Source organism: Bacteroides helcogenes P 36-108, assembly GCF_000186225.1.
Lineage (GTDB): Bacteria > Bacteroidota > Bacteroidia > Bacteroidales > Bacteroidaceae > Bacteroides > Bacteroides helcogenes.
The window spans coordinates 2,730,834-2,757,818 of record NC_014933.1; the positions used below are offsets into that span (position 1 = coordinate 2,730,834).

The following is a 26,985-nucleotide window of genomic DNA, read 5'->3' on the forward strand; positions in this document are numbered from 1 at the left end:
TACTCATATTCAATGAATGATTTGCTTTCCCGTGCTCTTGAGCTTCAACATCTGGCTCACGGGCTTATGTATCTTGGCACAGACGGCGCGCCTATTTACTCAGACGCTTTTAGCCGACTGAATAAGGAGGTGCTTCTGAAATCCGATTCTCTCTATTCCTCCAAAGGTGCTGATATTGAAGAAGAAGCCAATCTTTGTCTTGCCCTTTTGATGGGCTATAATGCCACTATCTATGATAATGGGGACAAGGAGCAAAAGAAACAAGCAGTTATAGAACGCATTTGTAAGGTGTTGGAACAACTTCCAAATTCTCTTCTTAAAGTTCGTCTGTTGACTTATTGTTATGGGGAGGTTTATGAGGAATCCATGCTTCAGGAGGTTCATTCTATTATTGATAATTGGGATAAGAATATATTAACTTCTGATCAGATGGAGATTATTGGAGAATTGAAGAATATAGAAGAGAATCCTTATCCTTTTGAGGAGCTGGAAGATTAATATATGATACATTGGAACGTAAAATGAAAAAGAGGGGTATGGTCTTTGCAGACTAAGGCTAAACTTTTTTACTCAACTTGATAATAAAGTCATATGTGCTTGCCTTATATTTACTTATGAAAGAAAATGTCTTGAATTTTTTTACACAAGGGGATGAGCGCTCTCTTAATGTAAAGAAGAACATTGCCTTGATGATTCTGGTTAAAGGAGGGAGTATTCTATTGAGTTTATTATTAGTGCCATTAACGTTGAATTATGTAGATAATGAATGTTATGGCGTTTGGTTAACCCTTAGCTCAATGGTGGTTTGGATAAGTTTCTTTGATATAGGCATAAATAATGGCTTACGCAATAGGTTGACAGAAGCTTTGGCCCATAATGATTATGAATTAGGAAGAAAATATGTAAGTACCACTTATGCCATATTATTTCTTATCTTTATACCTTTGATGTGCTTACTTTTACTTGTTGCTCCTTTTGTAAATTGGTATTCATTACTTAATATAAATCAAGGTAATGTGGAAGGATTACTTATTGCGATATGCATTGTCATAGCATATTTTTGTATCAACTTTATTTTTAGTACTATTAATATAGTAACTTTAGCAGTTCAAAAACCAGCAATTTCTTCCATGATAACTTTAGTTCAACAGCTTGTTTCGTTGACTATTATTTATATATTGACTCTAACCACTAAAGGTAGTTTGGTGTATCTATGCTTGGCATTGTGTGTTGCTCCTTTGGTAGTTATTTTAGGTGCCAACATGGTGTTATATAAAAAAAGGTATCAGGAAATAGCACCGACATTCAAATCTGTGGATTTTAGTGTTTCTTCTGATTTAATGAAATTGGGCATCCAATTCTTTATTATACAAACAGCTTGCATTGTTCAGTGTCAATTGATTAATTTTTTGATTATTAGATACTATGGAGCAGCTGAAGTGACATCTTATAATATTTCGTACAAATACTTCAGCGTTTTGACTATGGTATGGACAATCATCATTACTCCATTGTGGGCTGCTGTATCTGATGCTACAGTAAAGCAGGATTATGCTTGGGTAAAGAATGCTGAAAGAAAGTATTTGAAATTGTTTATGTTATTTGTCTTAGGTGGAGCCTTCATGTTTTTCATTTCGTCCTATGTATATGACCTTTGGGTAGGAAGCAAGGTTGTGATAACAAGCATACTGTCTTTTTGGGTTTTTATTTATTGTCTCGTTTCAATGTTTTCCGGTATTTATGTAACCATACTGAATGGGATGGGGCTTTTAAAAGTCCAGATGTATGCTTGTTTTTTTTCTCCATTTGTATTCTTGGGATTGTGCTATATTTTTATAAATATGGGATTAGGTGTACATGGATTTCTTATCGCTATGATCATCAGTAGCTTTAATGGATATTTATTGGCACCTGTTCAGTATATACTTCATATGAAATCTTTATAACTACCTAATTTTGAAAATAGATAATGGATTTATTTCAAGTACCTGTAGTTCTTTTTTCTTTTAAAAGAATAGATAAAACATTGTTAATAGTCGAAAGACTTTCAAAAGTAAAGCCTCAGAAGTTATATATAATTAGTGATGGAGGTCGTACGGATGAAGAGTGGGATAAGGTCAATAAATGCAGAAGTGAAATAGAGGCTCATATTGATTGGGATTGCGAGGTCGTTAAACGATACGCATCTTGTAATATAGGTGTATATGCTAATATTGCAGGTGGGGTGAAATGGGTATTTGAGCAAGAAGAATATGCCATTTTTCTGGAGGATGATAACTTGCCCGCATTGTCTTTTTTCCCTTTTTGCCAAGAAATGCTTTTGAAGTATAAGGATGACACGCGAATTCTGTGGATATGTGGTACGAACTATTTAAAATCTTTTTCTTTCCCTAGTGATAGTAGTTATTATTTTACTCATCACATGATGCCCTGTGGATGGGCTTCATGGAGTAACAAATTTAACCGTTTTTATGATAAAGACTTTTCTTTGTGGGAAAATCCTTATATTCAAGAGGTAGTGAAAAATCTACCTTACGATAACCTGCTTCGTGCTCAAGATATAGAAAATTGGAATAGAGAATTGAAACGTAAAAAGCAAGGTTTGAAATTTGATTCATGGGATTATCATATGAGTTTTTCGTTGAGGGTACATGGGTTGTATGGCATAGTTCCAAAATATAATCAAATAACCAATATCGGAGTAGATATTGATTCTATTCATGGTGGTTCCTCTTTTGATAATATAATGACTCGTCGTTTTTGTGGCCTTCCAACACAAGAGTTGGAATTCCCTCTAAAACATCCTCTGGCTGTTCAAACGGATTCTGAATACGAGAAGGCTACTGCTCATATTATTACCATGCCATTATTATATAGGCTAAAGAGTAAAATATCGAACTTTCTTAAATGGTTATTTCGTATTGATATGGAGGAAAGTTTTACAAAGACAATGTATAAGCGTTTTTTTAGATTGTGAATATTATAAATTAAGAAATATTGAATACTCATAATACTTATATCTCTCCATTTTTCGTTTATATTTTAAGTTTAATTACTTTATTTGTATTCTATATACTACATTGGTCAACTTTATATCCTGAGATGAGTATTAGCCTTTTAATTTTCATTTTAGGAACTTCTAGTGTGATGTTGCTAATGGGAATTTACTTTTATAGGAGAAAGTTTTTTATATATTATCCTTCTAAATCGTCTCCTGAGAAATTAATAAAATGGACTAAGTATTATTTATTAGCAAATTTAGTAGAAATACTATATAGTCGTCATATACCATTATTACGTGGATTACAAGGAGAAGAACTACCTGATGATGTGAATTTCTTTGGAATCCCTATGTTTCATATTTTAGTTCTTAGTTTTGGGGCTTTTTTATCACTTATGATTTTTCATAAAATGAGGAGTGATAAAGGTACTAGAAGAAGACTATTTCCCTATTTTGTTTTTTCATTTCTTGCACCTATTATTATTTATGGAAGAGGAATTTTATTTATGACTCTAACAGGGTGCTTTTTTATTTACTTAATGTCGTTGTCAAAAATTCGAAAAAAGCTTCTTTTTTGTATCTTTTTAGGAATGACATTGTTATTTGTCTTTGGGGTTTTAGGAGATATACGAATAGGTGCTTCTGATTCTCGTTTTGTAAATAGAAAAAATGGAGTTTCCATTACAGTATTAGGAGAAGCTACACAAGAGTTTCAAGATTCTTGGATACCACATGAATATATGTGGGGATATATTTATGCTATATCTCCGATTGGGAATTTGCAATATAATATAAATGAGCATGATGATATAAGTCCTACCCTAAATTCTCTGTTTGAGCTTTGTTCTATAGAAATGTTTAGTGAAACAGTGAGTAAACGTTTAGTTAGTTTTGAAAAGCGTCAAGAAGATTTGGTTATTCCTCCTTTAAATGTGAGTACTATTTATGCACGTCCTTATTTAATAATGGGATGGTGGGGAATGATTTTGATTTTTTTTTATACAATCGTTTATATTATTGTTGTATTCATGGTAATATCTCCTTCTTCTGAATATTTTGTGGTGAGTATTGCCATTGTAAATGTAATTATATCCTATAATCTATTTAATAATATGTTTGCTTATGGGGGCTATGCCAATGTTATTTTAATACCTCTTGTGTTAAATATTGGTAGTTTTATTAAACGTTTTAAGGGAAATGTATATGATTGACATATTAATGGCTACTTATAATGGTGGCTCTTTTCTTAGGGAACAATTAGACTCCATAATTAATCAAACTTATAGCAATTGGCGTTTATTAATCCGTGATGACGATTCTTCTGATGGTACAGTAGAACTTGTTAAAATTTATGTGGAAAGAGATAAACGTATTCATTTGGTGGAAGACACGGTTATATGTGGTAGTCCAGAAAGTAATTTTATGAGATTACTATTATTTTCATCTTCAGAATACGTCTGCTTTTGTGACCAAGACGATATTTGGTTAAAGGATAAATTGATATTAATGTTGGAGTGTATAAAGAAATTAGATAACTCTCGTCCACAATTGTTATTCTCTGATGGCTTCTTGTATTATGGGGAACGAAGAAATGACTTACCAAGACTTTTGAAAGCACGTCCGAGACAGTTACATGAGGCCCTGTTTTGTAATGGTGGAATACATGGTTCACTTAGTATGTTTAATGCTGCTATGAGAACCGAAATGTTGAGAAAGTATAACCATATTGCGATGCATGATCATTTACTTACACTCATAGGATGTGCAAACCATGCTGTTACATACCTTGAAATTCCTACTTTTTATTATAGGCAACACCTTAATAATGTCACACCACATATGGCTTCTAACCTATTTCGAAGAATATTGAATGCTTTTACTATAAATAAAAAGAGATGTGTTATTGACGAGGATTATTATTTGGGGGTGAAAGCTTTTTATGATGAATATGTCAATGAGTTATCACCGAAAGATAAAAAAGTAGTTGAAATATACCTTGATTTGCCTAATAAATCTCCTCTGATTCGATTTATGTCTATTGTGAAAAATGGTTTTTCCTTAAATAACTCTCGGATGAATCTTTTATTGAAAGTTTTACTAAAAAAATATATTTCTTTTTTATGAGAAAATATCTTTGCATATACTATTGTTGGGATGAATTGGGTAATGCAAATAGTAATCAGAATCACAGACAATATATAGGATTGGCTTCTCTTGCAAAAATTACCGTTCTTTACAGGCGGTTCTCTAATAGGAAATACGGAGACAATATGAAGGGGATAAGTTCGCCTAATTTTTTGCTTCTCGATAGAGTATTTCTGAAAATATTTCAATCTTTAAAGTTGGTTTGGGGAGTTGATATCTTTTTCTGGGGATGTAAAATGGCTCTTTATGTCAAAAAAAATATAAAAGATTTTGATGTGGTTATTTTAACGGGGACTCCCTATATACTATTTGGTATTACGACATTACTGGCAAGAAAGCACAAAGCAAAGTTGGTGGTTCAGATGTATGATCCTCTACTAGACAATAATTACATGGGAGGAATTAATTTTTTTAGATCTTTATTAGAGAAAAAAATTGTTTGTAGTTCGGATTTGATTATTGTTCATTCGTATTTAATGTTCCGTAAGATGTGTGATAGATATCCAATGTTCTCACACAAATTTAAATTTATTCCTTTTGCTACGGATGATGTGAAATTATTGCCTGCCCCCTCTTTGATTAAGCAGGATTTTGTGACATTGCTTTATGCTGGAACTTTACAAAGGGAAAGAAATCTGGATTTGGTATTTAAATCCTTAAAAAGGATTCCCAAAAGTGAGATTACAGCAATTAAAATTCAGCTAATAGGAAATATTTCTGCAAGTATCAAGAGTCAAATAAAGAAGTCTCCTTATACGGATGTATTTGAATTGTTGGCATTCATGGATAAAAAAAATCTATATGATTATGTATGTAAGTCAGATGCCCTACTTGTTATTGATAGCTTTAAAGATGATTGTAACATTTTCTTTCCATCGAAAATTTGTGAGTATTTATTGTTTAAAAAGCCGATTCTTTTAATAACGCCAGAAATTAGTGAATCTCGTCGTCTGTTTATGGAATGTCCAGAGCTTTGTTTTAACCAATATGATGAGGATAAGCTGGCTCAAACACTACAGGCAATGATAAAAAATAGAACGCTTTTCGATTCAAGATTGAATTATTCTCAAATAGAGCAATTTTATCCGTCCATTATAGGTAAACAAATATTCGAATCAATCGAATCTATTTTTAATAGATGTTAAATGAAAATTTTGCAAATTAATGTTACTGCGAATTGGGGATCTACCGGGCGTATCGTGGAAGGGATTGCTAATGAAGTTATAGCTTGTGGAGGTGATAGTTATATTATGTATGGACGATATGCAAGTGAGTCGAATTCAAAGGTTTATAGGATAGGAACAAATGTAAATGTATATATGCATTTACTGCAGACACGTATTTTTGACAGGCATGGACTTTCATCTAAAAGACCAACTTTGAAACTTATAGATTTTATAAAGGAAATTTCTCCAGACATAATCCATTTACATAATATACATGGATATTATGTAAATTATTCTCTTCTTTTCCAGTTTTTAAAAGAAATTGATACGCCTGTAGTTTGGACTCTTCATGATTGCTGGGCCTTCACAGGTCATTGTTCTCACTACTCGTATAATTCTTGTTATCGTTGGCAAATATTATGTCGTGATTGTCCTCAGAAGCGTGAATATCCATCATCTTTCTTAATAGATCGTTCAAGGCGTAATTTTATAGATAAACAAAAAGCCTTTACGTCAAAAGAAAATTTGACGTTAGTAACTGTATCGGAATGGCTGTCAAAGGAAGTAAAGAAATCTTTTTTAAAAAAATATCCGATTAGGATTATTCATAATGGAATTGATACAAATGTATTTACTCCTGTTGAAGTTAAAAAGAAAGACTTGGGAATTGAGGATAAGTTTATGCTGTTGGGGGTGGCCAGTGTGTGGTCTTTGCATAAAGGATTGGATGATTTTATTCGTTTGCGCGAAGTTCTTTCTGATGAATACATTATTGTATTGATTGGACTTAATGACAGGCAAATAAGGAATCTACCTAAAGGTATTATAGGCATTAAAAGGACTAATAGTGTTCATGAATTATCCATATATTACTCTGTGGCGGATGTTTATATAAATACCTCTGTTGAGGAGACGTTTGGCTTGACAACGGTTGAAGCTATGGCTTGTGGAACTCCTTCCATTGTTTATGATTCTACAGCTTGTCCGGAAGTTGTGTCTGCGGACACGGGATTTGTGATTAATAAAGGAGATTTGAGTTCTTTATGTTCTATCTTGGAATTGATAAGAAAGAAGGGAAAACATACTTATTCAAATGCATGTCGTAATAGAGTAACCTCTTTTTATAATAAATCAGATTTGTATCGGAAGTATATAGACTTGTATAAAGAATTGCTTCCTTCTAAATTCTAAAAAGATAATTTTAATTTTATAAAATGTTATGTCCATATTCAAAGACAAAACCCTCTTAATTACCGGAGGTACAGGCTCTTTCGGTAACGCTGTTCTACGTCGTTTCCTTGATTCTGATATTAAGGAAATTCGTATATTTTCGAGAGATGAGAAAAAGCAGGATGACATGCGTCATCATCTGCAGAATCCCAAAGTGAAATTTTACATTGGTAATGTGCGTGATCGCCAGTCAGTGGATGGTGCAATGGTAGGAGTGGATTATGTATTCAGTGCTGCTGCCTTGAAACAAGTCCCCAGTTGCGAATTCTTTCCCTTGCAGGCTGTGCAGACCAATGTAATCGGTACTGACAATGTATTGGAATCCGCCATAGCGCATGGAGTGAAAAATGTGGTAGTACTTTCCACGGATAAGGCTGCCTATCCCATCAATGCCATGGGTATCAGCAAGGCGATGATGGAGAAAGTTGCCATCGCCAAAGGCCGTGCCCTTGGCGATAATGCCGGTACGACAATATGCTGTACACGTTATGGCAATGTGATGGCAAGCCGCGGTTCCGTGATTCCCTTATGGGTGGAGCAGATAAAGAACGGCAAGCCCATTACGATAACGGATCCCAACATGACCCGTTTCATGATGACCTTGGACGATGCTGTGGATCTGGTAATCTATGCGTTTGAACATGGTCATAACGGTGACCTGTTCGTACAGAAAGCTCCCGCTGCTACCTTGGATGTTCTGGCTCAGGCTCTGAAGGAGACATACGCCCGGATAGATCCGGCATACGGTGACACGGAAGTGAGGACTATCGGTACCCGTCACGGTGAAAAGTTGTACGAGACGCTGGTTACACGTGAAGAGATGGCCAAGGCCATTGACATGGGCGACTATTACCGCATCCCTTGTGATACCCGTGACTTGAACTACGACAAGTTCTTTACGGAAGGTAACGAGGAAATGGCGAAGATAGAGGACTACCATAGCCATAATACCGCCCGTCTTGATGTGGAGGGCATGAAACAACTTCTTCTTAAACTCCGTTTTATCCGTGAAGACCTCGGTTTGGAAGAAAAGGCCAAGGGTACGGAAATAAAGAGTGAATAATCATTATTTGAATAATACAACGGAAAAGAAAAGAGGAAAAGTATCGTTTCTTTAGAAAGAAAATCCTATCTTTGTCATATTGAAACTAATAATTGAGAATATGGCAGCAACAGTATTAAATTCAGTTCAACAACATCTTCTGAAGATGTTTGCTTTTGATGGTTCGGAGGAACGATTGAATGAAGTGAAAGAGGTGTTGACCAAATATTTTTCTCAGAAATTAGATGACCGCCTGAATGATTTATGGGATTCGGGAGTTTTGGATCAAGAAAAACTTGATGAACTGAGAAAGATTGACGTTCGAACCCTTACAAAGAGATGAATAGAATAGTATTGGATACAAATAGCCTGGTACAGTGCATTTCTCCTAAAAGCAGATACCGTAAGATTTGGGATTGCTTTTTGGATGGAACGAATCAGCTATGTGTATCTAATGAGATTCTTAATGAATATGAGGAAATATTAGAACGTTTGGCGGGTGTAGAAATCGTTAAGTTGGTTATTGATGTTATTCTTAATAATCCTTACACTTTGTTCTTTACTCCTTATTATAATTTCAATCTGATAAAATCTGATCCGGACGACAACAAGTTTGTGGATTGTGCAGTTGTGGCTAATGCCAAATTTATTGTTACAGAGGATCATCATTTTCATATATTGAAACAGTATAATTTCCCCAAAATAGATTTTATAGGCTTGGATGACTTTTATCATTCATTGTAAAATTCCCTTTTCTTTTCTGTGATAAACAGAACCAAATCATTTTATGAAAATTTTAGTGACCGGCGCCAAAGGGTTTGTCGGTCGAAACCTTGTATCCCAACTGCATAATATCCGGGATGGGAAGGCCCGTAATTATGCAGTGCCGGGGGAGGAGATGACCGTCTATGAATATGATCTGGACAGTGACCCTTCGGAACTTGATGCTTATTGCCGCCAGGCCGACTTTGTGTTCAACCTTGCGGGTGTGAACCGCCCGAAAGAACCTTCGGAATTCATGCAAGGGAACTTCGGCTTTGCCTCCACGCTTCTTGATACGTTGAAGAGATATGGAAATACGTGTCCGGTGATGATCTCCTCTTCCACGCAGGCCGCCTTGGATAATCCTTACGGTGAGTCGAAACGGGCGGGTGAGCAGCTGATGTTTGACTATGGCAGGGAGACGGGTGCTAAGGTATTGGTCTATCGTTTCCCCAATGTTTTCGGCAAGTGGTGCCGTCCCAACTATAACAGTGCGGTCGCTACATTCTGTAACAATATAGCCCATGATTTGCCTATCCAGGTGAATGACCCTTCAGCGGTGATGAACCTGGTGTATGTGGATGATGTTGTGGACGAGCTTATCGCCGCATTGGACGGCAGGGAACACCGGAAAGATGACTATTGCGAAGTACCCGTGGTGCATACGATAACCTTGGGCGGCATCGTGGACCTGATAAAGTCTTTCAGGGAGATGCCGGGAAATTTGGATGTCCCTGATTTAAGCGATGCCTTCACCAAGAAACTTTATTCCACTTATCTTTCATATTTACCGGCAGATAGGTTCTGCTATCCTCTAAAGATGAATGTGGACGTGCGTGGCAGCTTTACCGAGATTATCCGTACAGCGGACCGCGGGCAGTTTTCTGTGAATGTCTCCAAGCCCGGTATAACGAAAGGCCATCATTGGCATCACACCAAGAACGAGAAGTTCGTGGTAGTGAGCGGACATGGCCTGATACAGCTCCGGAGGATAGGTTCGGAAGAGGTCATAAGCTTTGAGGTGAGCGGCGAGAAAATTGAGGTTGTGGAGATGATTCCCGGATATACGCATAATATCGTCAACCTTTCCGAGACGGATGATTTGGTGACTTTCATGTGGTGCAACGAGTGCTTTGACCCGAACCGTCCGGACACTTATTTTGAAAAAGTCTGAGGACATCAAGAACAAAAGGACAAAATAAAAAATGGAAATAAGATTGGATTATTCTGATATCAAGTTTCAAGAGAACGGCAGGCTGAAACTCTTGATCATAGTGGGCACCCGTCCGGAGATTATCCGCCTGGCTGCCGTCATCAACAAATGCCGCAAGTATTTCGATACCATTTTGGCCCATACGGGACAGAATTATGACTATAACCTGAACGGTGTGTTTTTCCACGACTTGAAGCTGAAAGAACCCGAAGTGTATATGGATGCCGTGGGTGATGACCTTGGTGCCACGATGGGGAATATCATCAATGCGAGCTACAAGCTGATGGCACAGACAAGGCCGGATGCCGTATTGGTGTTGGGTGATACAAATTCGTGTCTGAGCGTGATAGGTGCCAAAAGACTCCATATCCCTATTTTTCACATGGAGGCCGGCAACCGTTGCTTTGACGAGTGCCTGCCGGAAGAGACGAACCGCCGGATTGTAGATATTATTTCAGATATGAACCTTTGCTATTCGGAACATGCACGCAGATACCTCAATGCTTCGGGTGTGGCGAGGGAGCGTACTTATGTAACGGGTTCCCCTATGGCTGAAGTGCTGCGTGAGAACCTTGCAGCGATTGAGGACAGTGACATTCACAGCCGCCTGAACCTGGAAAAAGGACGGTACATATTGCTTTCCGCTCACCGGGAGGAGAATATAGACACTGAAAAGAATTTTCTTTCTTTATTCAGGGCTGTCAATGCCATGGCTGAGAAATACGATATGCCTATCCTTTATAGCTGCCATCCTCGTAGCCGGAATCGTTTGGAAACAAGCGGCTTCGAGTTGGACAAACGCGTAATTCAACATGAACCGCTCGGTTTTCATGATTACAATTGCCTTCAGATGAATGCCTATGCCGTAGTGTCGGATAGTGGAACCCTTCCAGAGGAGAGTTCATTCTTTACTTCGGTAGGCCGTTCTTTTCCGGCAGTTTGTATCCGTACCAGTACGGAACGTCCGGAAGCGATGGACAAGGGCTGCTTTATTCTTGCGGGTATTGATGAACGGTCGTTGTTGCAGGCTATTGGTACGGCAGTTGAGATGAACAGTAACGGCGATAATGGTTTGCCTGTTCCGAACTATATTGATGAGAATGTATCGACCAAGGTTGTGAAATTGATTCAGAGCTATACGGGAGTAGTAAACAAAATGGTTTGGAGAAAATTTTGAAAAGAAATGCTTTCTAAAAGGATATGGATTATTTCTGAGATATATTATCCTGTAAAAACTTCTACAGCGTATTATATGACTGAAATAGCTGAATATTTGGCTGCTAAAGAAATGGATGTACATGTGCTATGCACATGTGCTGTATATAATAGTGGTGAAAAGCAATCTTGTTCACAGAAAGAATTGCATAATGGAGTAAATATTCATAGGGTGTATGTACCCAATATTAATAAGAATAACTTTATAAAAAGAACTTTTAGATTGCTATTATCAAGCTTGCTGTTATTTGTAAGAATGTTGGGGGCAGTAAGGAAGAATGATGAAATATTAGTAGTAACCAATCCTGCTTTTTTGCTTCTTATGATGCCATTTATTGCGTGGATAAAAGGTATATCATATAAAATTCTTGTACATGATATATTCCCTGAAAATTTGGTAGCTATAAAAAAATTTTCTTCCTCATCTTTTGTTTACTGCAATCTAAAGAAAATTTTTGATGCTGCATATTCTAAAGCTCAACTTTGTATCTCTATAGGTAGAGATATGAGTGAAGTATTGGGTAAAAAAGTACAGGATATTTCTAAAATCTGCTTTATACCAATTTGGGCCGAAAATGAAGAGGTTTTTCCTGTAAAGAAAGAAGATACAAAGACGTGTTTGGATTTAGGGTTGCAAGACAAATTTATTTTTCAATTTGCTGGGAATTTAGGTAGCGCTCAAGGTTTGGATAATCTTTTGGAGGCTATAAAATTGGTTGAAAATGATAATATTCATTTTTTGTTTATAGGTGATGGTGCTAAATCAAATGAAATAGTTTCATACATAAAAGCAGGAATGCATAAGAATGTATCTTTATTGGGTTTTCAGGATCGTGCTAACCAAAATGATTTTCTGAATGCTTGTGACATTGGTATTGTTACGTTGTCTGATGGAATGTTTGGCTTAGGAGTTCCTTCTAAATCATATAATATAATGGCAGCTGGTAAGCCAATCCTATATATAGGTGACAGAAATTCAGAGATAGCTCTATGTATTGATGAATACTCTTTAGGCTGGGTTGTAGAACCAAATGATCCAAAAGAACTTGCTAAAGTGATGGAATATATTTTCTTTTGTAAAAATGGTTTATCTGCAATACAAAATAACACAAGGATGGTAGCTGATACTATTTTTGCAAAGAAACGTATATTAGAAGAATATTATAAGTTGTTGAATTAGTATTATTAATTCATTTTTCATGAAACTTTTATTCACAGGAGCCTCCGGGTTCTTGGGTAATAACGTGTATCCTCTTTTAGAGAGGATGTACGACGTTACTACTGTTGGCTTGCTGCCGCAGGATAACTATACCGTAAACATAGCGAGGGAAATTCCGGAACTGCGTGAACAGTATGATGTTGTTCTTCACGCAGCCGGAAAGGCGCATTCTGTGCCTAAAACGGAAGAGGAGAAACGGGTGTTCTTTGACGTGAACCTGCAAGGCACAAAGAATCTTTGTACTGCATTGGAGAGAAGAGGAATGCCACGGGTTTTCATCTTTATATCTACCGTAGCTGTATATGGCTGTGATTATGGAGAGAACATCTCGGAAGAACACTCTTTGGACGGGGTTACTCCATACGCTGTGAGCAAGCGCCTTGCTGAAGAGTATTTGCAGAAATGGTGCTATGAGCATAACGTTATTTTGGGTATTGTTCGTCCTTCCCTAATTGCCGGTCCCAATCCTCCGGGTAATTTAGGTGCCATGATTTACGGTATCCGTAGCGGCAGATATCTCAGCATTGCCGGAAGCCGGGCACGGAAAAGCGTATTGATGGTGCAGGACATTGCAAAATTAGTTCCTCTGCTGGCGGAAAAAGGAGGTGTCTATAATGTATGTGACAGCTATCAGCCCACTTTCAGGGAACTTGAAACTGTCATTTGCAGGCAGCTTAATAGGAATCTGCCATTATCAATTCCGTACTGGATAGCTAAATGTATGGCTTTGGTAGGTGATTGCTTGGGGAAGAAAGCTCCGATCAATTCTCTGAAATTAAGGAAGATAACGAAGTCCTTGACTTTCAGTAACGAGAAGGCGATACATGAGTTGGGATGGAGGCCGACCAGCGTATTGGAGAATTTCAAGATAGAATGAGCGTATATTTTTGGATCATATTGGCTGTGACAGGAATTGTCTCTTTCCTGTTTGCCTGTATTCAGCTTTGGTTTTATCTGATAGACAGAAACGAATGATGTATTATTTGGTAGTTCTGGTTCTGCTATTCGTGACAGAACTTTTTTATTTCAGGGTGGCTGACAAGTGTAATATCATTGACAAGCCGAATGAGCGCAGTTCCCATACAAGGGTCACTTTGCGCGGCGGTGGCATCATCTTCTATTTCGGTGCGTTGGCCTACTTTCTGACAAGTGGCTTTGAATATCCTTTGTTTATGCTTGCCTTGACACTGGTCACGTTCATCAGCTTTGTGGATGATATCAAGTCCACCCGACAGATTACGAGATTGATTTTTCATTTCTCGGCTATGGGATTGATGTTCTGCCAATGGGGCTTGTTCTCCTTGTCTTGGTGGTGGATTGTCATTGCCTTGATTGTCTGTACGGGTATCATCAATGCCTATAACTTCATGGATGGGATCAACGGCATCACGGGTGGTTATTCCTTGGTTGTGCTAATTGCCTTGGCGATCATCAATGCGAAAATTATTCCTTTTGTTGAAGCAGATTTCATTTATACAGTGATTTGTTCTGTCGTGGTCTTCTGTTTCTTTAATTTCCGCAAGAGAGCGAAATGCTTTGCGGGTGATGTGGGTTCTGTAAGTATTGCTTTTATTCTTCTTTTCCTGATAGGCAAACTGATTATCCGTACAGGAGATTTCAGTTGGATTGTCTTGCTGTCCGTCTATGGTGTTGACAGCGTGTTGACTATCATTCACCGCCTGATGCTTCATGAGAATATCGGTTTGCCTCACCGTAAGCATTTGTATCAGCTTATGGCGAATGAACTGCAGATCCCTCATGTGGTGGTTTCTTCTGTTTATATGGCGGTTCAAGCTGCCATTATAATAGGATATGTATTCTGTCTGAATCATGGCTATCTCTATTTATCGGTAGTTGTTCTGTTACTGAGTCTGGTTTACATCTGTTTTATGAAGAGATATTTTAAACTTCATCAATTTACGTAATGTCAGTATTTTATATATTAGATTTAGAAAGTAGTCTTAATAGGCTACTTTCTTTGTATATGGCGGTGGGGATTTTGAATCTTCACCGCCTTTTGCGTATATTTGCACAATAAAGATCAGAATTATAATGAAAAGAGTCTATACCAGAACCGGTGATAAAGGAATGACCGGCATTCACGGTGGTGCACGTGTTCCGAAAGATGATATTCGTATTGAAGCTAATGGTTGTCTGGATGAACTGAATGCTATAATCGGCATTATACGTTCCATGCTCCCGGCTGATGATGAGTGGCAGAATCTGTTGCATACGGTTCAGCGGGAGTTGATGGTTGTAATGAGTCACGTGGCAACTCCTCCGGGGGTGGTGAATCCTAATCCTGTCTCGGCAGCGGAACTTGTCTTGCGTTGTGAAAAAGAAATGGATAGCATGACAGGGCAATTGCAAGAGAACGGTTATTTTCTTTTGCCGGGCGGAACACCCGTATCTGCCCAACTTCATTTTGCCCGTACCGTAGCTCGCCGTGCAGAACGTCGCTTATGGACACTCAAGCATCGGGAACCTGTCAACGGAGATATTCTGTGCCTCGTAAACCGTCTTTCTGATTTGTTCTTTGTGATGGCGCGCATGGAGATGCAGCGCCAGAAATGGCCGGAGGAGAAGTGGCAGGAATTTGCATATAAAAGAAAGAACGGGAAATGATGACTAATGATTGATACAATTCAGGTATATCGGTATATGACAATCAATCATTAACCATCAGCCGCAAATCGTACAAACAAGCCTGTACCTCTGCCTCACTGCCGATGTGTTTTCCCGCATCGTCCGATAGCTTCACGCATTCCCGCCATTCCTGGTTGACATTCATTTTGCACCGGGTCAGTTTCATTACGATATTAGAAGGCTTGAAGCCGGTATCGTTGGTCAGATTTGTGCCGATGCCGAAAGCACAACGTATCTTTCCGCGACAATGTTCCTGAATGTCGAGCGCTTTGTCAAAATCCAAAGCATTACTGAATACGATGGTTTTGGTGGTTGAGTCAATTCCTAATTCATGATAGCGGGCAACAAGTTTATCGGTAAAATCAAATTCATCACCGGAGTCGCAGCGTACTCCGTCGAATAGCTTGGCTTGCTTGCGGCTCAGGTTACTCAGAAAGATGCCGGAAGTGTAGGTGTCCGACAGGGCGATACCTAAATCACCGTCATATACATTCACCCAGTTTTCCAGTGCCATATAATTGGCATGCTTATAGCCGAACTGTGCACCATGAAACATGAACCATTCATGAGGATGCGTGCCCATAGGCTTCATACCATACTTCATGGCAAAGTGACAATTGGAAGTTCCGGTACAATATTGAGAGGTTTGTTTCAGATAGTTTATCACTTTGTCCTGTACGTCAAAGGAAAAACGCCTGCGTGTCCCGAATTCAGAGAAAGGCAGCCGATGCTCATTAGATAGGGCTACCTTTTCGGAAAGCTTGCAGATAATACTGTCCAAGTCTGCAATGTTTCCAAGAAATTTGTTTTTGATTTCCGATACGATGGCGAGTAAGGGTACTTCATATAGGGTTGCTTTATATAAGTAGTCTGTTATTTCAATGTTGAGGTGATGCTCGTCATCCAAATGTATTTTGACCTTATCGGGCTGGAATCGGAAAGAGGACAACCATTCCCAGTAAACAGGGGGCAAAAAACGGCAGTGGCGGGTCATGTAGTCCAGTTCATCGCCGGTGAGTGTCACTTGTGCAAGTTGGATAACTGCCTTTTTGAGAATCTTCAAAAATTTATTTGTATAAGCCGTTTCATCCCTATCCTTGAAGCTGAATGTCCCCATAGCATTGGGAAACAATTTGATATAGGCATACGAAGTTGTGAATTTATATAGGTCTGTATCTAATATTGTATGAATCATTAGCTGATATTTCTAAGTTATGACAATTTATTTCGGGCATGAAGATAGTGACTTTTTTTCATTTTATTGCCATCAATCTGTTAACAACCGAATATTCTTATTAAACCATGTTATAAGATCACTTGTTGGATATATAAATTTTGGAAGTTTTTTAGAATGTCGTACATTTGTACTGTGTTTTTCATAGTATTAGATTTAAGGTTAACAAAAGATTGGCTGTCTGGGATAGATAGCCTTTTTTTTTGTACTTTTGCGCTTGTAATATTGAAGGCGATTACTTATAAAAACTATCATGAAAATATCTGTTAAACATTGTTTCCTGTTGTTTGGATTGCTGATGCAAGGTGTACCATTTTCTGCCCAAAACACTTTTGGAGGGAATTCTAAGCTATCTGTTTATGCGGGTACATCCCGTTATATGGGCAAATTCGTCGGCATTACCAATAATTCTTCTTCCTATCGGAACGGTCTGAGAAATGGTACAGTCTGGAGTGCGGATTATTATTATACGGGCATCGGTACTTCTTCCTGCAGGTTTGCATCCGGTTTTATGTATCAGGGGAGTCGATACAACAACTATTATGAAGAAGGGACGGACAAGATACAAATGCATTATATTGCTCCACAGGCAGCATTCTATTATGTGAAGCCCCAATATAGCTTCTCTGCAGGAGTCGGTGTAGGGTATCAGTTATATAAAGATAAGAGTACCGTGTTTGACAAGCCTCGTGATGTGTCAATGAATAAACTGGCCTTTAATATTTCGGCAGGAGGAGAGTATCTGTTTACTTCCCATGTAGGAATTGCGGTAAAATTGAACTGGATTACTTCAGGTTCGGACACTTATTCCGTCAAATATCATGGTAGGGAATGGCAGGTGGAAACTCCTCAATTAAGCGATGGAGGTGGGGCATTTTCCCAACTATCTTTTTTAATAGGTTTGAACTTTCATTTTTAATACAGGCAGATTATGAAATATATATTGCTTATTTGTACACTCCTGCTTTGCCTCTCCTGCGAGGAAGATAAGTCTGTTGACCCGACACTCATGCCGCAGGAAACTACTACCGGTGAGAACACTTTCGGCTGTTTGATAGATGGCTGGGTGTATGTAAGCGGCAGATGGGGAACACCCGTTACAAGTGTTTCGAAGGAGGATGGAAACACTTATCTGACGATAGATGCAAAAGTAGGACCAACCTCCCATATACGTATCAGTATCGTCAATCCTCAGCAAGAAAAGGCTGTCGCTTATATTAAAGCCAGCTTTGATTCTCAGGAACTTGAAGACGGGAAGGTCATCGTTACCCGTATGAGTGATGGCATTATCAGCGGGACTTTTGAAGGAACGCGTTTGAAAAAAGGTCGTTTCGATTTGAGATATAAAGAGTGATATATTATGAATAAACTTCATCCCGTCATGTTTGCCGGAACCGGTAGCGATGTGGGTAAGAGCATTATTGCTGCCGCTTTTTGTCGTATTTTCAGACAAGACGGTCATCGGCCTGCTCCATTTAAAGCGCAGAATATGGCTTTGAATTCGTATGCAACTCCCGAAGGTCTGGAAATAGGACGTGCACAGGCTGTACAGGCTGAAGCTGCCGGTATTCCCTGTCACACAGACATGAATCCTTTATTATTGAAGCCGCAATCTGACCATACTTCGCAAGTGGTTCTTAATGGCCGTCCTATCGGCAACCGGAACGCTTATGATTATTTCCGTAAAGAAGGACGGGAGGAGTTACGCCGTGAAGTCTGTGATGCATACGACCGACTGTCTTCACGGTATAATCCTGTGGTGCTGGAAGGAGCTGGAAGCATTTCTGAGATTAACTTGCGCGATACAGATCTGGTAAATTTGCCTATGGCGCTGCATGCCGGAGCAGATGTTATCCTTGTGGGAGATATTGATCGTGGTGGTATTTTTGCCAGTGTTTATGGTTCTATGATGTTGCTCCGTCCTCATGAAAGGGAACGTATAAAAGGTATCCTTATCAATAAGTTTCGCGGAGATATTTGTCTTTTTGAGTCCGGAGTCAGGATGCTGGAAGAACTTTGCGGTATTCCTGTGGTGGGGATTGTTCCATACTATAAAGATATCTATATAGAGGAAGAAGATTCGGTGGCTCTTGCCACAAAATCCGTGCAGGCAGAATGTGGTAAAGTTAACGTGGCTGTTATTCTGTTGCGCCATCTCAGTAATTTTACGGATTTCAATGTACTGGAACGTGATTCTCGTGTGCACTTGTTTTATACTAATAATGTGGAGGAATTGGCAAAAGCCGACATTATCCTACTGCCCGGTAGCAAGAGTACGCTTGATGATCTATATGAATTGCGCCGCAATGGGGTGGCTGCTGCCATCATTCGTGCACATCGTGAAGGAGTTACGGTAATGGGTATATGCGGTGGTTACCAGATGATGGGACAGGAAGTGCTTGACCCGGCTCATGTGGAGGGGGACATAGAGCGTCTGCCAGGTCTGGGACTGCTACCAGTAAGCACCCGGATGATGGGAGAGAAAGTGACGAGACAGGTACGATTCCGGTTAATGGATGGCGAAAAGCGGAATATGGAGAAGTTTCCATTGCAAGGCTATGAGATACACATGGGAACCACTGTTCCGGCAGGAGACACTCCCGCTTCTCCTCTGAATATATTGGAAGGAGGCACTGCAGATGGGTATTTCGTGGATTCTACCTGTATGGGTACATATATTCATGGCATTCTTGATAATCCGGAATTTATTGATTTCCTGCTCGAACCTTTTGCGGATAAACTTGCCGGAACGGCAAAGACTTTTGATTACCATAGCTTTAAAGAAGAACAATATGACAAGCTTGCCGAACACGTACGTCGTCATGTGAATATGCCACTTATCTATCAAATACTTACAGAAAATTATGATTGAAGGACATGGAGATGACTCCTATAAATATAAGCGCCCGATAACGGCGAATTTCAGTTCAAATGTTTACAGCAAAGTGGATCTTTCCTGCCTGAAAGCACATTTATGTGCCCACATCGAAAGTATAGGGAATTATCCCGAACCGGAGCCATATACGCTTGAGGCCCGCCTGGCAACCGAATACCATCTGCCGGCTGATGCAGTATGTGTGACAAACGGCGCAACCGAGGCAATCTATTTGATAGCACAGACTTTTCGTGGTACAAATACTGCTATCGTGCAGCCTACGTTCAGTGAGTATGCCGATGCGTGCCGCATGCATGGGCATAAGATAACTTCACTCTATCGGCTTCCAGAAGCCAAAGATGGTTATCTTCTTCCGGAAAAAGTGCAGATGTTGTGGCTCTGCAATCCGAACAATCCGACAGGGACAGTGGTTGATAAAAAGTATTTGACGGAACTTATCAGGCATAATTCGAAGGTGGGATTTGTCATAGACCAGTCTTACGAATATTTCACCTTACACCCGTTGTTTTCTCCATCTGAAGCTGTGGAATTTCCTAATGTGCTCTTGTTGCACTCTATGACTAAGCGTTATGCAGTTCCGGGATTGCGTTTGGGATATGTGACCGGTAACGGAGGGTTGTTGAAGCGTTTGCGAGTCAATCGAATGCCTTGGTCTGTGAATCAGCTTGCCATTGAAGCCGGACTTTATCTGCTGGAGAACGATGTGCCTAACTCTTTGGATGTTTCCGGATATTTACAGGAAACTGCCCGGTTGTGTGCGGTTCTTGGGAGTGTCGGCGGTTTGGAGGTATGGGCCACTGAAACGCACTTCATGTTGGTACGGCTTCGTTTCGGCAAGGCTTCTGCACTGAAGGAGTATCTTGCCGGAGAGCATGGTATTCTTATTCGTGACGCTTCTAATTTTGACGGACTTGATGAACATTTTTTCCGTATCGCCACACAGACACGTGAAGAAAATGATAGGCTTGTGGATGCAATAAAACAATGGATGGTAATATGATGGAAGATGTATTTATACTTTTAGGGCTTATTTTCAATCTGAACTTACCTTTGTTGACTGCCTGGCTTCTTGATCATTGGCTGGGAGACCCGCTTTGGATGCCGCATCCTGTAGTGGCTTTCGGTAAGGCAATCTCTTTTTGCGAGCATCGGCTGAACAAAGGGAACGGGCGCTTTCTGAAAGGTGCGTTGATGTCTGTTATATTGGTTGTGAGTGTATATTTCATCACTTTCTTCCTGCTTCGCCAAGCGGCATATTTTTCTCCCGGTTTACTGCTCACTTTACAGATTCTTCTGATTTTTTACTGCTTGGCAGGTACTACATTAGTGCGCGAAGTGCGTGAGGTTTTCAAGGCGACGGATCGTTCGCTGGATGAGGGCAGGAAGCAGGTTGCACGCATCGTAGGCCGTGACACTTCTGATTTGTCCGTTCAGGAAGTGCGTATGGCTGCTTTGGAAACACTGGCAGAAAATCTCAGCGATGGAGTTATAGCTCCTTTGTTCTGGTATTTGTTATTAGGAGTTCCGGGTATGCTTGCATATAAGATGATTAATACGCTGGACTCAATGACGGGTTATAAAAACGAACGTTATCGTCATTTCGGTTGCTTTGCAGCCCGCCTGGATGATATTGCCAACTATATACCTGCCCGTCTAACTGCCTTTCTTATGATACTGGCTTCCGGACGTCCCAGACTACTTTCTTTTGTGGGGAAGTATGGCAGTCAGCATGCCAGTCCCAATTCCGGTTATCCGGAATCTGCTCTTGCCGGTATTTTGAATTGTCGTTTTGGCGGTCCTCACAACTATTTCGGAGAAGAAATTTGGAAACCTTATATCGGATATAATAACCGTCCTCTGACAACTGACGACATGAATATTGCGGTTCACATCAATAGGCGTGCGGAATGGCTGATGGTAGTAGCAGTGATATTCACTGCCACACTGATTTCCTTTTGTTCTTAAAATTGTTATAATTTCATTTATTTTTTCTTTGTTTATTGGAGATGTTATAATATCTTTGTGTGTCTCTTATATCTGATGGCGGAAAATAAACCTCGTATGAGACGTTTTATAAATGAATAAATTGCACTACACACTACTATTATTACTATACTGTTTCTGCTTTTCCCTTTTTGCGGTGGCAGAAGTGGGGGAAGACACTTTGAAAAAATATAATAGGGATAGTGTAGTGCAAAAGGCGATTTCTGACTTTCACAATAGCTTAGGTTTTGAATATTTGGATAAAAGAGCATGCGATTCTTTGAATGTGGATGGCTTGCTTGAACAATTGGAGGAGGCTGGCCTATATGATATTTATTTTGACTTTGATCGAATGCTTGTCAAATCCTATCTTTTTCGTGGAGAGATACGTATGGCTATTGCCCAAAGTGACCGGATGTATTCCAAAGCATTGGCTCTTTCTAATCCTTTGGGCAATGTACTTGCCTTGAGTGCATTAGGAGAAGTTTACACTTATACTGGGCGTATAAAGGAAGCAGGAGAAGCGTATGAACGATCTTTTGAAATATTGAGTGGATTGGGCGGGCATGCCATACATAAACGGATGCTGCTGGACGAACTGATAAATTATAGCATACAGATAAAAGACAAAAATGCAGCGGCGCATTACATTGGTTATATCAATGCTTATCCAGAGGAGCAGCTTTCAATACAGGAACAAATGCTACGTTGTATAGCCAATGCCTCTTTCCAGCTTCTGGTTGGAAATTTACAGGCAGTTCGGGAATATTTGGGCAAGGCGGAAAAACTTAAAGGCTATACCATATCCAGTATTCAGCAATTTCTGCTGATTACAGAAGCGAGATATGCGGCTGCTACCGGAAATACGGAGGAGGCTTTGGCTACCTATAATCAATTCTTGGGTACGGAATATGCGAAAGTCAGCCATAATGTTTATAAAGATGTTATGGAGGAGAAAGCCGCTTTGCTGTTAAAGACGGGACGGAAAGAAGAAGCTTATGAACTGTATGGGGATATTTATAATTATATAAAGACTTCTTTCGAGAAAAATTATCCGGAAGAAATCGAACAGCTCTGTACCCATTTTCAGGCAGACCAACTGATTTATCAGAATGAGCGTGTGCGCATTGTTTCCATGCGTTTTTATATAGTGGGCATTGCCGTCTGTGTTCTATTGATGATATTATTTATCTTTTTGGGTTGGAAAAAAATATTCCGTTTGAGACACTCGCAGAAGTTGCAAGAAGTGATGATAGGGAAGGCGGAACGTGCTATACAGCGAAAAAATATGTTCCTCTCGAATATGAGCCATGAAGTACGTACTCCATTGAATGCTATTGTTGGATTTTCTGCTATATTGACGGATGAAGATGAAACATTTGATGATGAGTCGCGAAAAGAGTTTTGTGAAATCATTAAGGTCAATTCTTTTCAATTGCTGAAATTGATTAATGATATTTTGGATTTCTCTGATTTTGAAAATGATAACATAACTTTCCATATACAGAGCTATGATGCTGTGAAATTGTGCCATGAGACTGTAGAAACAGTTATTGCATCTCATAAGTTGGAGGGGGTGGAAATACGTTTTGATACGGATTTATCGGTCTTGTCACTGGAGACGGATGATGGACGCCTTCGTCAAGTATTGATTAATCTGCTGGTGAATGCCACTAAATTTACGAAGCAAGGTTCCATTGTCCTGAAGTTGGATATGGCCGATAACGATACGGCATTTTTCACCGTGACTGATACAGGATGTGGTATTCCAATGGAAAAGCAACAACTGATATTCGAGCGTTTCGAGAAACTGAATGACTTTGTGCAAGGCTCTGGATTGGGATTGTCTATTTGCCAGTTAATAGTGAAGTATATGAATGGACGGCTATGGGTGGACAGTGAATATACACAGGGTGCACGCTTCTGTTTCACTCATCCTATGAAATACAAACCCGCTTTACAAGAGAATACAAAATCATGAAAAAAATATTATCCATCATATTCGCTTTGTTCTGCGGATATTTCTATTCATTGGCAGGGCAGAATTTCATTGATTTTCATTACCGGGACAGTATATTGAAGATAGTGGATGCTTTACCAGCTACCCCGGTTAGGCTGGCTTATCTGGAGCGTATGGCTCATAGACATCAATATATACCTTACAATATGTTTTTTGCCACTCGCTTATATACGGAAGCGAAGAAGCAGAAAAATATGATATATGAGAATTGGGGAGCATATTACATGGCTGGATGTTATGATAAAAAGCATGATGCTGACAGTTTGGCCTATTGGGTGAACATACTGGAGAGATTTGCGCCCGAAGTAGGGACTTATGATTATTATCTGGAACAAAAGGCTGCCATAAGTCGTGCGCTCGCCTCTAAACGGCAGATAGAAAAAGCTGTATATGTGGCTAAAGAAACGCTGAAAGAATCAATGGAGCATCATAGTGAAAATGGGAAAATAGCAGCTTATAATAGTTTGGGATGTGCTTATGCCGTGTCGAGCCGCCACAAGGAAGCATTAAGTGTCTTTCAGAAGGCATATAATAGCTTTACTTCACAGACTGTACCATTTTTAAAAATTGACATCTTGTCGCGATTGGCGAGTATGTATGGCAATATGGGCAAAACTGATGAACGCTTTTCTTTTATTCAGGAAATGGATAGCACATTGCGTGACATCATTTGTCACGATCCTGAAACACAGGATAATTGGACTAATTTTGCAATAGACTGCGAAACAAAATATGAGATGCATTTTATGAACCGTAAAGAGTTTGGTGAAGCACAGCGACATCTTGACAAGGCTAAGAGTTTGCTGAAACCTTATGTGGATCCTGTATTTTGGGTAAACATTCAGTTGGTTCAACTTCAGCTATACGGAGCACAAGGTGACTGGGACAAGAGCATTGCTCTGACTGATGAGATAACTCCTATCATATTGCAGAGGCATAGCAGCACTTTTGGAATCCTGACTGATTTTAAGGCTAAAAAGCAATACGAGAAAGGAGATATTGATGGCGCTATCGCCACTCGACGTTATTTGATACATACACAAGATTCACTGGATAGTGCTTTCTCTACTGACCAGTTGCAGCAGGTGAAGGAGATTTACCACATTGATGAACTGTTGCTGGAAAAGCAGAAGATACAGGACTCTATTTATTACAGAGTGGTGATAGTGCTGACAATTCTTCTGTCACTGATGTTGGCATTCTACCTTTATACACGTCATCTTTCTCGAAAAATTGTGATTGTAGAGAAGAAGACAACTGAAGCGGCTATGCAAGCAGAGGCGGATAATATGGCGAAAGATCGCTTGAAGTCTGAAATCAGCCATGACGTGCGGACACCGCTGAATGTGGTGGTGGGTTTTGCCGAATTGATTACCAGTTCGGAAATACTGGACAGTGAGGCTAAAAGAGAATATGGGCAAATGATTCAAACCAATGCAGAAAGTCTGCTGAATTATATCAATACTATTCTGGAGTTATCTCGCTTGGAGTCGGGAAAGATTCAGTATAAGAAGGAAGAATGCGATATTGTGAGATTATGCCATAATGTCATACAGATGGTGACGGAAAAAGATGTGTTGAATGGAATGGTAAGTTTACAGGTTGGGATAGATAGCCTGATAATCTTGACGGATAAGGAGAGGTTCGTATCATTTCTTACCAGTTTACTGACACCGACAGAAGGAGATATGGAATGTTACCGGACAACTGTTCGCATTAATTATGAAAAAAACAAATCTATATTATATTTTGATGTCATCAATAGCCCGTTGGCGAAGGTACGCTTTGAAAGTAAGACAAGTTTAATTCGGCATGAAATCAATGCGCATTTTATCCATTATTTTGGAGGCATATATAAGGTACAGGCCGAAGCGGAAGAAGGACCTACTATTTCATTTACCCTTCCTTTATAAGATAGCTTTTACAATCCAATCTTGATAATACCTCCATAGGGTGTCAGGTTATTGAAGGCTTCTTCGGCTTTAATGAGTCCTGCATAAATCTGTGCGCAAATCAGCACTCCGCCGTGGGCGAAAATGGCTACCCGTTTATAGGACTTCTTTTTCAGTTCGTCCAGAAACTGACTGACACGTTGGTATTGCATAGCAAATGATTCGCCACCGGTAGCAGCTACGTTCAGATAGTCGGCATACCATTGCTGCAGACGCGGATCATCATTACAGTCGAAAGGTTTCATTTCCCAACTGCCGAAGTTGATTTCCATGATTCTCTTGTCTTTTTCAGCGTCCGGATAGCCGCAATAGGTGGCAAGGCGTACGCAGCGGGTGAGAGGGCTGCTGTAAACATGATCGAAAGGCAGACTGGTTTGCAGATTTTTTTTTGTAATGGCAGCTTCTTGTTCAAAAGTAGGCTTTAGAGGAACATCCGTTTGTCCGTAGCATACTCCCGGCGGCACATCTACCGAAGTATGGCGGATTAAAAATATCTCCATAATTATTATTGGGTTTTAGTGAATATATAAAGGCATAGGCTTCCTATATAGAACGAAAGTTCGCAAAGCAGGAAAGCGGCTCCGCAGCAATCACCGGTGTATCCTTGCAGACGGTGTTTCATAGACCGGTATAGTAATATAAAGATGAGTAGTGGAAAAAGAGTGGCAGGCCATACCTTGAGAGGTAGAAGCCACACAAAAGGAATAACTCCGCAAACAATAGCTGTCAGAAGCTCAGCACAGCTCATACGGTTATATACTATTTTGGCTTTACTATCTTCTTCTTTCCGGGCATAAGGCAGATAATTGATGATTTGAGAAGCGCAGAGCTTAGACCAGCAGTCACCACTGAAGACAAGGATGCACAGAAAGTTCAGAGGCAGGCTATTCAGTTGAAATAATAAAAGAAAGTAAAGAATAAGCCCGATCACTCCATAACTGCCTATATGGGAATCTTTCATGATGGAAAGAATCTTTTCGCGGGTAGTACCTCCACCGAAACCGTCAAAGAAATCGGCCAAACCGTCTTCGTGCAGGCATCCTGTGATGAGAAGCCTCGTTATAATGGCTATTATCCAAGCAAGAGATACAGGCATGACTTGTCCTGCCAGCCACAACACACCTGCCATGATGCCACCTGTCAGCCATCCGGTTAACGGCCAATAGGGAACTACATGTTTGAAGGATTCTGCCGGTACTTTCTTGATTTTCCAGAAAGGCAGACGTGTAAAAAAGATAAATGCGGCAAGTATATTGTTCAT

General features: G+C 39.6%; 26 protein-coding genes. 23 read left to right on the forward strand and 3 right to left on the reverse strand.

Annotated features, from left to right (window positions below; translation table 11 throughout):
• The first annotated feature begins 12 nt into the window (after positions 1-12).
• The 16 genes from BACHE_RS11065 to BACHE_RS11140 all read left to right on the forward strand — a co-directional run bounded on the left by BACHE_RS11065 (position 13) and on the right by BACHE_RS11140 (position 15,618).
• Positions 13-498: a UpxZ family transcription anti-terminator antagonist gene (locus tag BACHE_RS11065; protein WP_013547795.1), complete on the forward strand. Its 486-nt coding sequence runs from the start codon at positions 13-15 to the stop codon at positions 496-498.
• A 116-nt stretch (positions 499-614) separates the two neighbouring features.
• On the forward strand, positions 615-1,946 hold the full coding sequence (locus BACHE_RS11070; protein ID WP_041579363.1) for a lipopolysaccharide biosynthesis protein: 1,332 nt from the start codon (positions 615-617) through the stop codon (positions 1,944-1,946).
• Positions 1,947-1,969: 23 nt separating this feature from the next.
• A complete protein-coding gene (locus tag BACHE_RS11075; RefSeq protein ID WP_013547797.1) occupies positions 1,970-2,977 on the forward strand; it encodes a hypothetical protein in 1,008 nt (335 codons plus the stop codon).
• A gap of 125 nt (positions 2,978-3,102) precedes the next feature.
• Positions 3,103-4,212, forward strand: coding sequence for a hypothetical protein (locus tag BACHE_RS11080; RefSeq protein ID WP_148229841.1), 1,110 nt, complete (start codon positions 3,103-3,105; stop codon positions 4,210-4,212).
• Positions 4,205-5,125 carry a glycosyltransferase gene (locus tag BACHE_RS11085; protein WP_013547799.1) on the forward strand — a complete coding sequence of 307 codons (921 nt, stop codon included), beginning with the start codon at positions 4,205-4,207 and terminating at the stop codon, positions 5,123-5,125. Before BACHE_RS11080 ends, BACHE_RS11085 begins: the two co-directional genes overlap by 8 nt.
• On the forward strand, positions 5,122-6,291 hold the full coding sequence (locus BACHE_RS11090) for a glycosyltransferase (protein WP_013547800.1): 1,170 nt from the start codon (positions 5,122-5,124) through the stop codon (positions 6,289-6,291). Before BACHE_RS11085 ends, BACHE_RS11090 begins: the two co-directional genes overlap by 4 nt.
• Positions 6,292-7,503, forward strand: coding sequence for a glycosyltransferase (locus BACHE_RS11095; RefSeq protein ID WP_013547801.1), 1,212 nt, complete (start codon positions 6,292-6,294; stop codon positions 7,501-7,503).
• A 28-nt stretch (positions 7,504-7,531) separates the two neighbouring features.
• Positions 7,532-8,605 carry a polysaccharide biosynthesis protein gene (locus BACHE_RS11100; RefSeq protein ID WP_013547802.1) on the forward strand — a complete coding sequence of 358 codons (1,074 nt, stop codon included), beginning with the start codon at positions 7,532-7,534 and terminating at the stop codon, positions 8,603-8,605.
• 100 nt (positions 8,606-8,705) lie between these two features.
• Entirely contained in the window at positions 8,706-8,927 is a 222-nt protein-coding gene (locus BACHE_RS11105) for a hypothetical protein (protein ID WP_013547803.1), read from the forward strand.
• Entirely contained in the window at positions 8,924-9,328 is a 405-nt protein-coding gene (locus tag BACHE_RS11110) for a putative toxin-antitoxin system toxin component, PIN family (RefSeq protein WP_013547804.1), read from the forward strand. The genes BACHE_RS11105 and BACHE_RS11110 overlap by 4 nt, the downstream gene beginning before the upstream one ends.
• A 43-nt stretch (positions 9,329-9,371) precedes the next feature.
• On the forward strand, positions 9,372-10,520 hold the full coding sequence (locus BACHE_RS11115) for a capsular polysaccharide biosynthesis protein CapF (RefSeq protein ID WP_013547805.1): 1,149 nt from the start codon (positions 9,372-9,374) through the stop codon (positions 10,518-10,520).
• A 31-nt stretch (positions 10,521-10,551) separates the two neighbouring features.
• On the forward strand, positions 10,552-11,736 hold the full coding sequence (wecB, locus tag BACHE_RS11120; protein WP_013547806.1) for a non-hydrolyzing UDP-N-acetylglucosamine 2-epimerase: 1,185 nt from the start codon (positions 10,552-10,554) through the stop codon (positions 11,734-11,736).
• A 75-nt stretch (positions 11,737-11,811) separates the two neighbouring features.
• Positions 11,812-12,954 (forward strand): glycosyltransferase family 4 protein, encoded by a 1,143-nt coding sequence (locus BACHE_RS11125; protein ID WP_245530872.1) that lies wholly within the window; start codon positions 11,812-11,814, stop codon positions 12,952-12,954.
• A gap of 19 nt (positions 12,955-12,973) precedes the next feature.
• Positions 12,974-13,870 carry an NAD-dependent epimerase/dehydratase family protein gene (locus BACHE_RS11130; RefSeq protein WP_013547808.1) on the forward strand — a complete coding sequence of 299 codons (897 nt, stop codon included), beginning with the start codon at positions 12,974-12,976 and terminating at the stop codon, positions 13,868-13,870.
• A 97-nt stretch (positions 13,871-13,967) separates the two neighbouring features.
• Positions 13,968-14,918, forward strand: coding sequence for an MraY family glycosyltransferase (locus tag BACHE_RS11135; RefSeq protein ID WP_041579368.1), 951 nt, complete (start codon positions 13,968-13,970; stop codon positions 14,916-14,918).
• A 127-nt stretch (positions 14,919-15,045) separates the two neighbouring features.
• The gene (locus BACHE_RS11140; RefSeq protein WP_013547810.1) at positions 15,046-15,618 is read left to right on the forward strand and encodes a cob(I)yrinic acid a,c-diamide adenosyltransferase; all 573 of its coding nucleotides are present in this window, start codon (positions 15,046-15,048) and stop codon (positions 15,616-15,618) included.
• A gap of 43 nt (positions 15,619-15,661) precedes the next feature.
• Here the strand turns inward: BACHE_RS11140 and pncB are convergent, their stop codons facing one another.
• Complete coding sequence (gene pncB / locus BACHE_RS11145) at positions 15,662-16,834, reverse strand: nicotinate phosphoribosyltransferase (protein ID WP_013547811.1); 1,173 nt, start codon at positions 16,832-16,834, stop codon at positions 15,662-15,664.
• Positions 16,835-17,126: 292 nt separating this feature from the next.
• On the opposite strand from pncB, the gene BACHE_RS11150 reads away from it, so the two are divergent.
• The 7 genes from BACHE_RS11150 (at position 17,127) to BACHE_RS11180 (ending at position 25,685) form a co-directional block, all read left to right on the forward strand.
• A complete protein-coding gene (locus BACHE_RS11150) occupies positions 17,127-17,792 on the forward strand; it encodes a hypothetical protein (RefSeq protein WP_013547812.1) in 666 nt (221 codons plus the stop codon).
• A gap of 12 nt (positions 17,793-17,804) precedes the next feature.
• Positions 17,805-18,227, forward strand: coding sequence for a Riean_0653 family protein (locus tag BACHE_RS11155; RefSeq protein WP_013547813.1), 423 nt, complete (start codon positions 17,805-17,807; stop codon positions 18,225-18,227).
• Between the two features lie 6 nt (positions 18,228-18,233).
• A complete protein-coding gene (locus BACHE_RS11160; protein WP_013547814.1) occupies positions 18,234-19,745 on the forward strand; it encodes a cobyric acid synthase in 1,512 nt (503 codons plus the stop codon).
• Positions 19,738-20,769, forward strand: a complete 1,032-nt coding sequence (locus BACHE_RS11165; RefSeq protein ID WP_013547815.1) for a threonine-phosphate decarboxylase — start codon at positions 19,738-19,740, stop codon at positions 20,767-20,769. The genes BACHE_RS11160 and BACHE_RS11165 overlap by 8 nt, the downstream gene beginning before the upstream one ends.
• A complete protein-coding gene (cbiB, locus tag BACHE_RS11170) occupies positions 20,766-21,734 on the forward strand; it encodes an adenosylcobinamide-phosphate synthase CbiB (protein WP_013547816.1) in 969 nt (322 codons plus the stop codon). The genes BACHE_RS11165 and cbiB overlap by 4 nt, the downstream gene beginning before the upstream one ends.
• Before the next feature lie 112 nt (positions 21,735-21,846).
• Positions 21,847-23,733, forward strand: a complete 1,887-nt coding sequence (locus tag BACHE_RS11175; protein WP_013547817.1) for a tetratricopeptide repeat-containing sensor histidine kinase — start codon at positions 21,847-21,849, stop codon at positions 23,731-23,733.
• On the forward strand, positions 23,730-25,685 hold the full coding sequence (locus BACHE_RS11180) for an ATP-binding protein (protein ID WP_013547818.1): 1,956 nt from the start codon (positions 23,730-23,732) through the stop codon (positions 25,683-25,685). Before BACHE_RS11175 ends, BACHE_RS11180 begins: the two co-directional genes overlap by 4 nt.
• Positions 25,686-25,693: 8 nt before the next feature.
• Here the strand turns inward: BACHE_RS11180 and cobC are convergent, their stop codons facing one another.
• Together cobC and BACHE_RS11190 are read right to left on the reverse strand one after the other, a co-directional pair.
• Complete coding sequence (gene cobC, locus BACHE_RS11185; protein WP_013547819.1) at positions 25,694-26,224, reverse strand: alpha-ribazole phosphatase; 531 nt, start codon at positions 26,222-26,224, stop codon at positions 25,694-25,696.
• 5 nt (positions 26,225-26,229) lie between these two features.
• Positions 26,230-26,985, reverse strand: coding sequence for an adenosylcobinamide-GDP ribazoletransferase (locus BACHE_RS11190; protein ID WP_013547820.1), 756 nt, complete (start codon positions 26,983-26,985; stop codon positions 26,230-26,232).

What these genes read in the sequence shown, in the direction of transcription:
- BACHE_RS11065 (WP_013547795.1), top strand. Translation starts at nt 13, where the DNA reads ATGAATGATTTGCTTTCCCGTGCTCTTGAGCTTCAACATCTGGCTCAC.
- BACHE_RS11070 (WP_041579363.1), top strand. Translation starts at nt 615, where the DNA reads ATGAAAGAAAATGTCTTGAATTTTTTTACACAAGGGGATGAGCGCTCT.
- BACHE_RS11075 (WP_013547797.1), top strand. Translation starts at nt 1,970, where the DNA reads ATGGATTTATTTCAAGTACCTGTAGTTCTTTTTTCTTTTAAAAGAATA.
- BACHE_RS11080 (WP_148229841.1), top strand. Translation starts at nt 3,103, where the DNA reads ATGAGTATTAGCCTTTTAATTTTCATTTTAGGAACTTCTAGTGTGATG.
- BACHE_RS11085 (WP_013547799.1), top strand. Translation starts at nt 4,205, where the DNA reads ATGATTGACATATTAATGGCTACTTATAATGGTGGCTCTTTTCTTAGG.
- BACHE_RS11090 (WP_013547800.1), top strand. Translation starts at nt 5,122, where the DNA reads ATGAGAAAATATCTTTGCATATACTATTGTTGGGATGAATTGGGTAAT.
- BACHE_RS11095 (WP_013547801.1), top strand. Translation starts at nt 6,292, where the DNA reads ATGAAAATTTTGCAAATTAATGTTACTGCGAATTGGGGATCTACCGGG.
- BACHE_RS11100 (WP_013547802.1), top strand. Translation starts at nt 7,532, where the DNA reads ATGTCCATATTCAAAGACAAAACCCTCTTAATTACCGGAGGTACAGGC.
- BACHE_RS11105 (WP_013547803.1), top strand. Translation starts at nt 8,706, where the DNA reads ATGGCAGCAACAGTATTAAATTCAGTTCAACAACATCTTCTGAAGATG.
- BACHE_RS11110 (WP_013547804.1), top strand. Translation starts at nt 8,924, where the DNA reads ATGAATAGAATAGTATTGGATACAAATAGCCTGGTACAGTGCATTTCT.
- BACHE_RS11115 (WP_013547805.1), top strand. Translation starts at nt 9,372, where the DNA reads ATGAAAATTTTAGTGACCGGCGCCAAAGGGTTTGTCGGTCGAAACCTT.
- wecB (WP_013547806.1), top strand. Translation starts at nt 10,552, where the DNA reads ATGGAAATAAGATTGGATTATTCTGATATCAAGTTTCAAGAGAACGGC.
- BACHE_RS11125 (WP_245530872.1), top strand. Translation starts at nt 11,812, where the DNA reads ATGACTGAAATAGCTGAATATTTGGCTGCTAAAGAAATGGATGTACAT.
- BACHE_RS11130 (WP_013547808.1), top strand. Translation starts at nt 12,974, where the DNA reads ATGAAACTTTTATTCACAGGAGCCTCCGGGTTCTTGGGTAATAACGTG.
- BACHE_RS11135 (WP_041579368.1), top strand. Translation starts at nt 13,968, where the DNA reads ATGTATTATTTGGTAGTTCTGGTTCTGCTATTCGTGACAGAACTTTTT.
- BACHE_RS11140 (WP_013547810.1), top strand. Translation starts at nt 15,046, where the DNA reads ATGAAAAGAGTCTATACCAGAACCGGTGATAAAGGAATGACCGGCATT.
- pncB (WP_013547811.1), bottom strand. Translation starts at nt 16,834, where the DNA reads ATGATTCATACAATATTAGATACAGACCTATATAAATTCACAACTTCG.
- BACHE_RS11150 (WP_013547812.1), top strand. Translation starts at nt 17,127, where the DNA reads ATGAAAATATCTGTTAAACATTGTTTCCTGTTGTTTGGATTGCTGATG.
- BACHE_RS11155 (WP_013547813.1), top strand. Translation starts at nt 17,805, where the DNA reads ATGAAATATATATTGCTTATTTGTACACTCCTGCTTTGCCTCTCCTGC.
- BACHE_RS11160 (WP_013547814.1), top strand. Translation starts at nt 18,234, where the DNA reads ATGAATAAACTTCATCCCGTCATGTTTGCCGGAACCGGTAGCGATGTG.
- BACHE_RS11165 (WP_013547815.1), top strand. Translation starts at nt 19,738, where the DNA reads ATGATTGAAGGACATGGAGATGACTCCTATAAATATAAGCGCCCGATA.
- cbiB (WP_013547816.1), top strand. Translation starts at nt 20,766, where the DNA reads ATGATGGAAGATGTATTTATACTTTTAGGGCTTATTTTCAATCTGAAC.
- BACHE_RS11175 (WP_013547817.1), top strand. Translation starts at nt 21,847, where the DNA reads ATGAATAAATTGCACTACACACTACTATTATTACTATACTGTTTCTGC.
- BACHE_RS11180 (WP_013547818.1), top strand. Translation starts at nt 23,730, where the DNA reads ATGAAAAAAATATTATCCATCATATTCGCTTTGTTCTGCGGATATTTC.
- cobC (WP_013547819.1), bottom strand. Translation starts at nt 26,224, where the DNA reads ATGGAGATATTTTTAATCCGCCATACTTCGGTAGATGTGCCGCCGGGA.
- BACHE_RS11190 (WP_013547820.1), bottom strand. Translation starts at nt 26,985, where the DNA reads ATGAACAATATACTTGCCGCATTTATCTTTTTTACACGTCTGCCTTTC.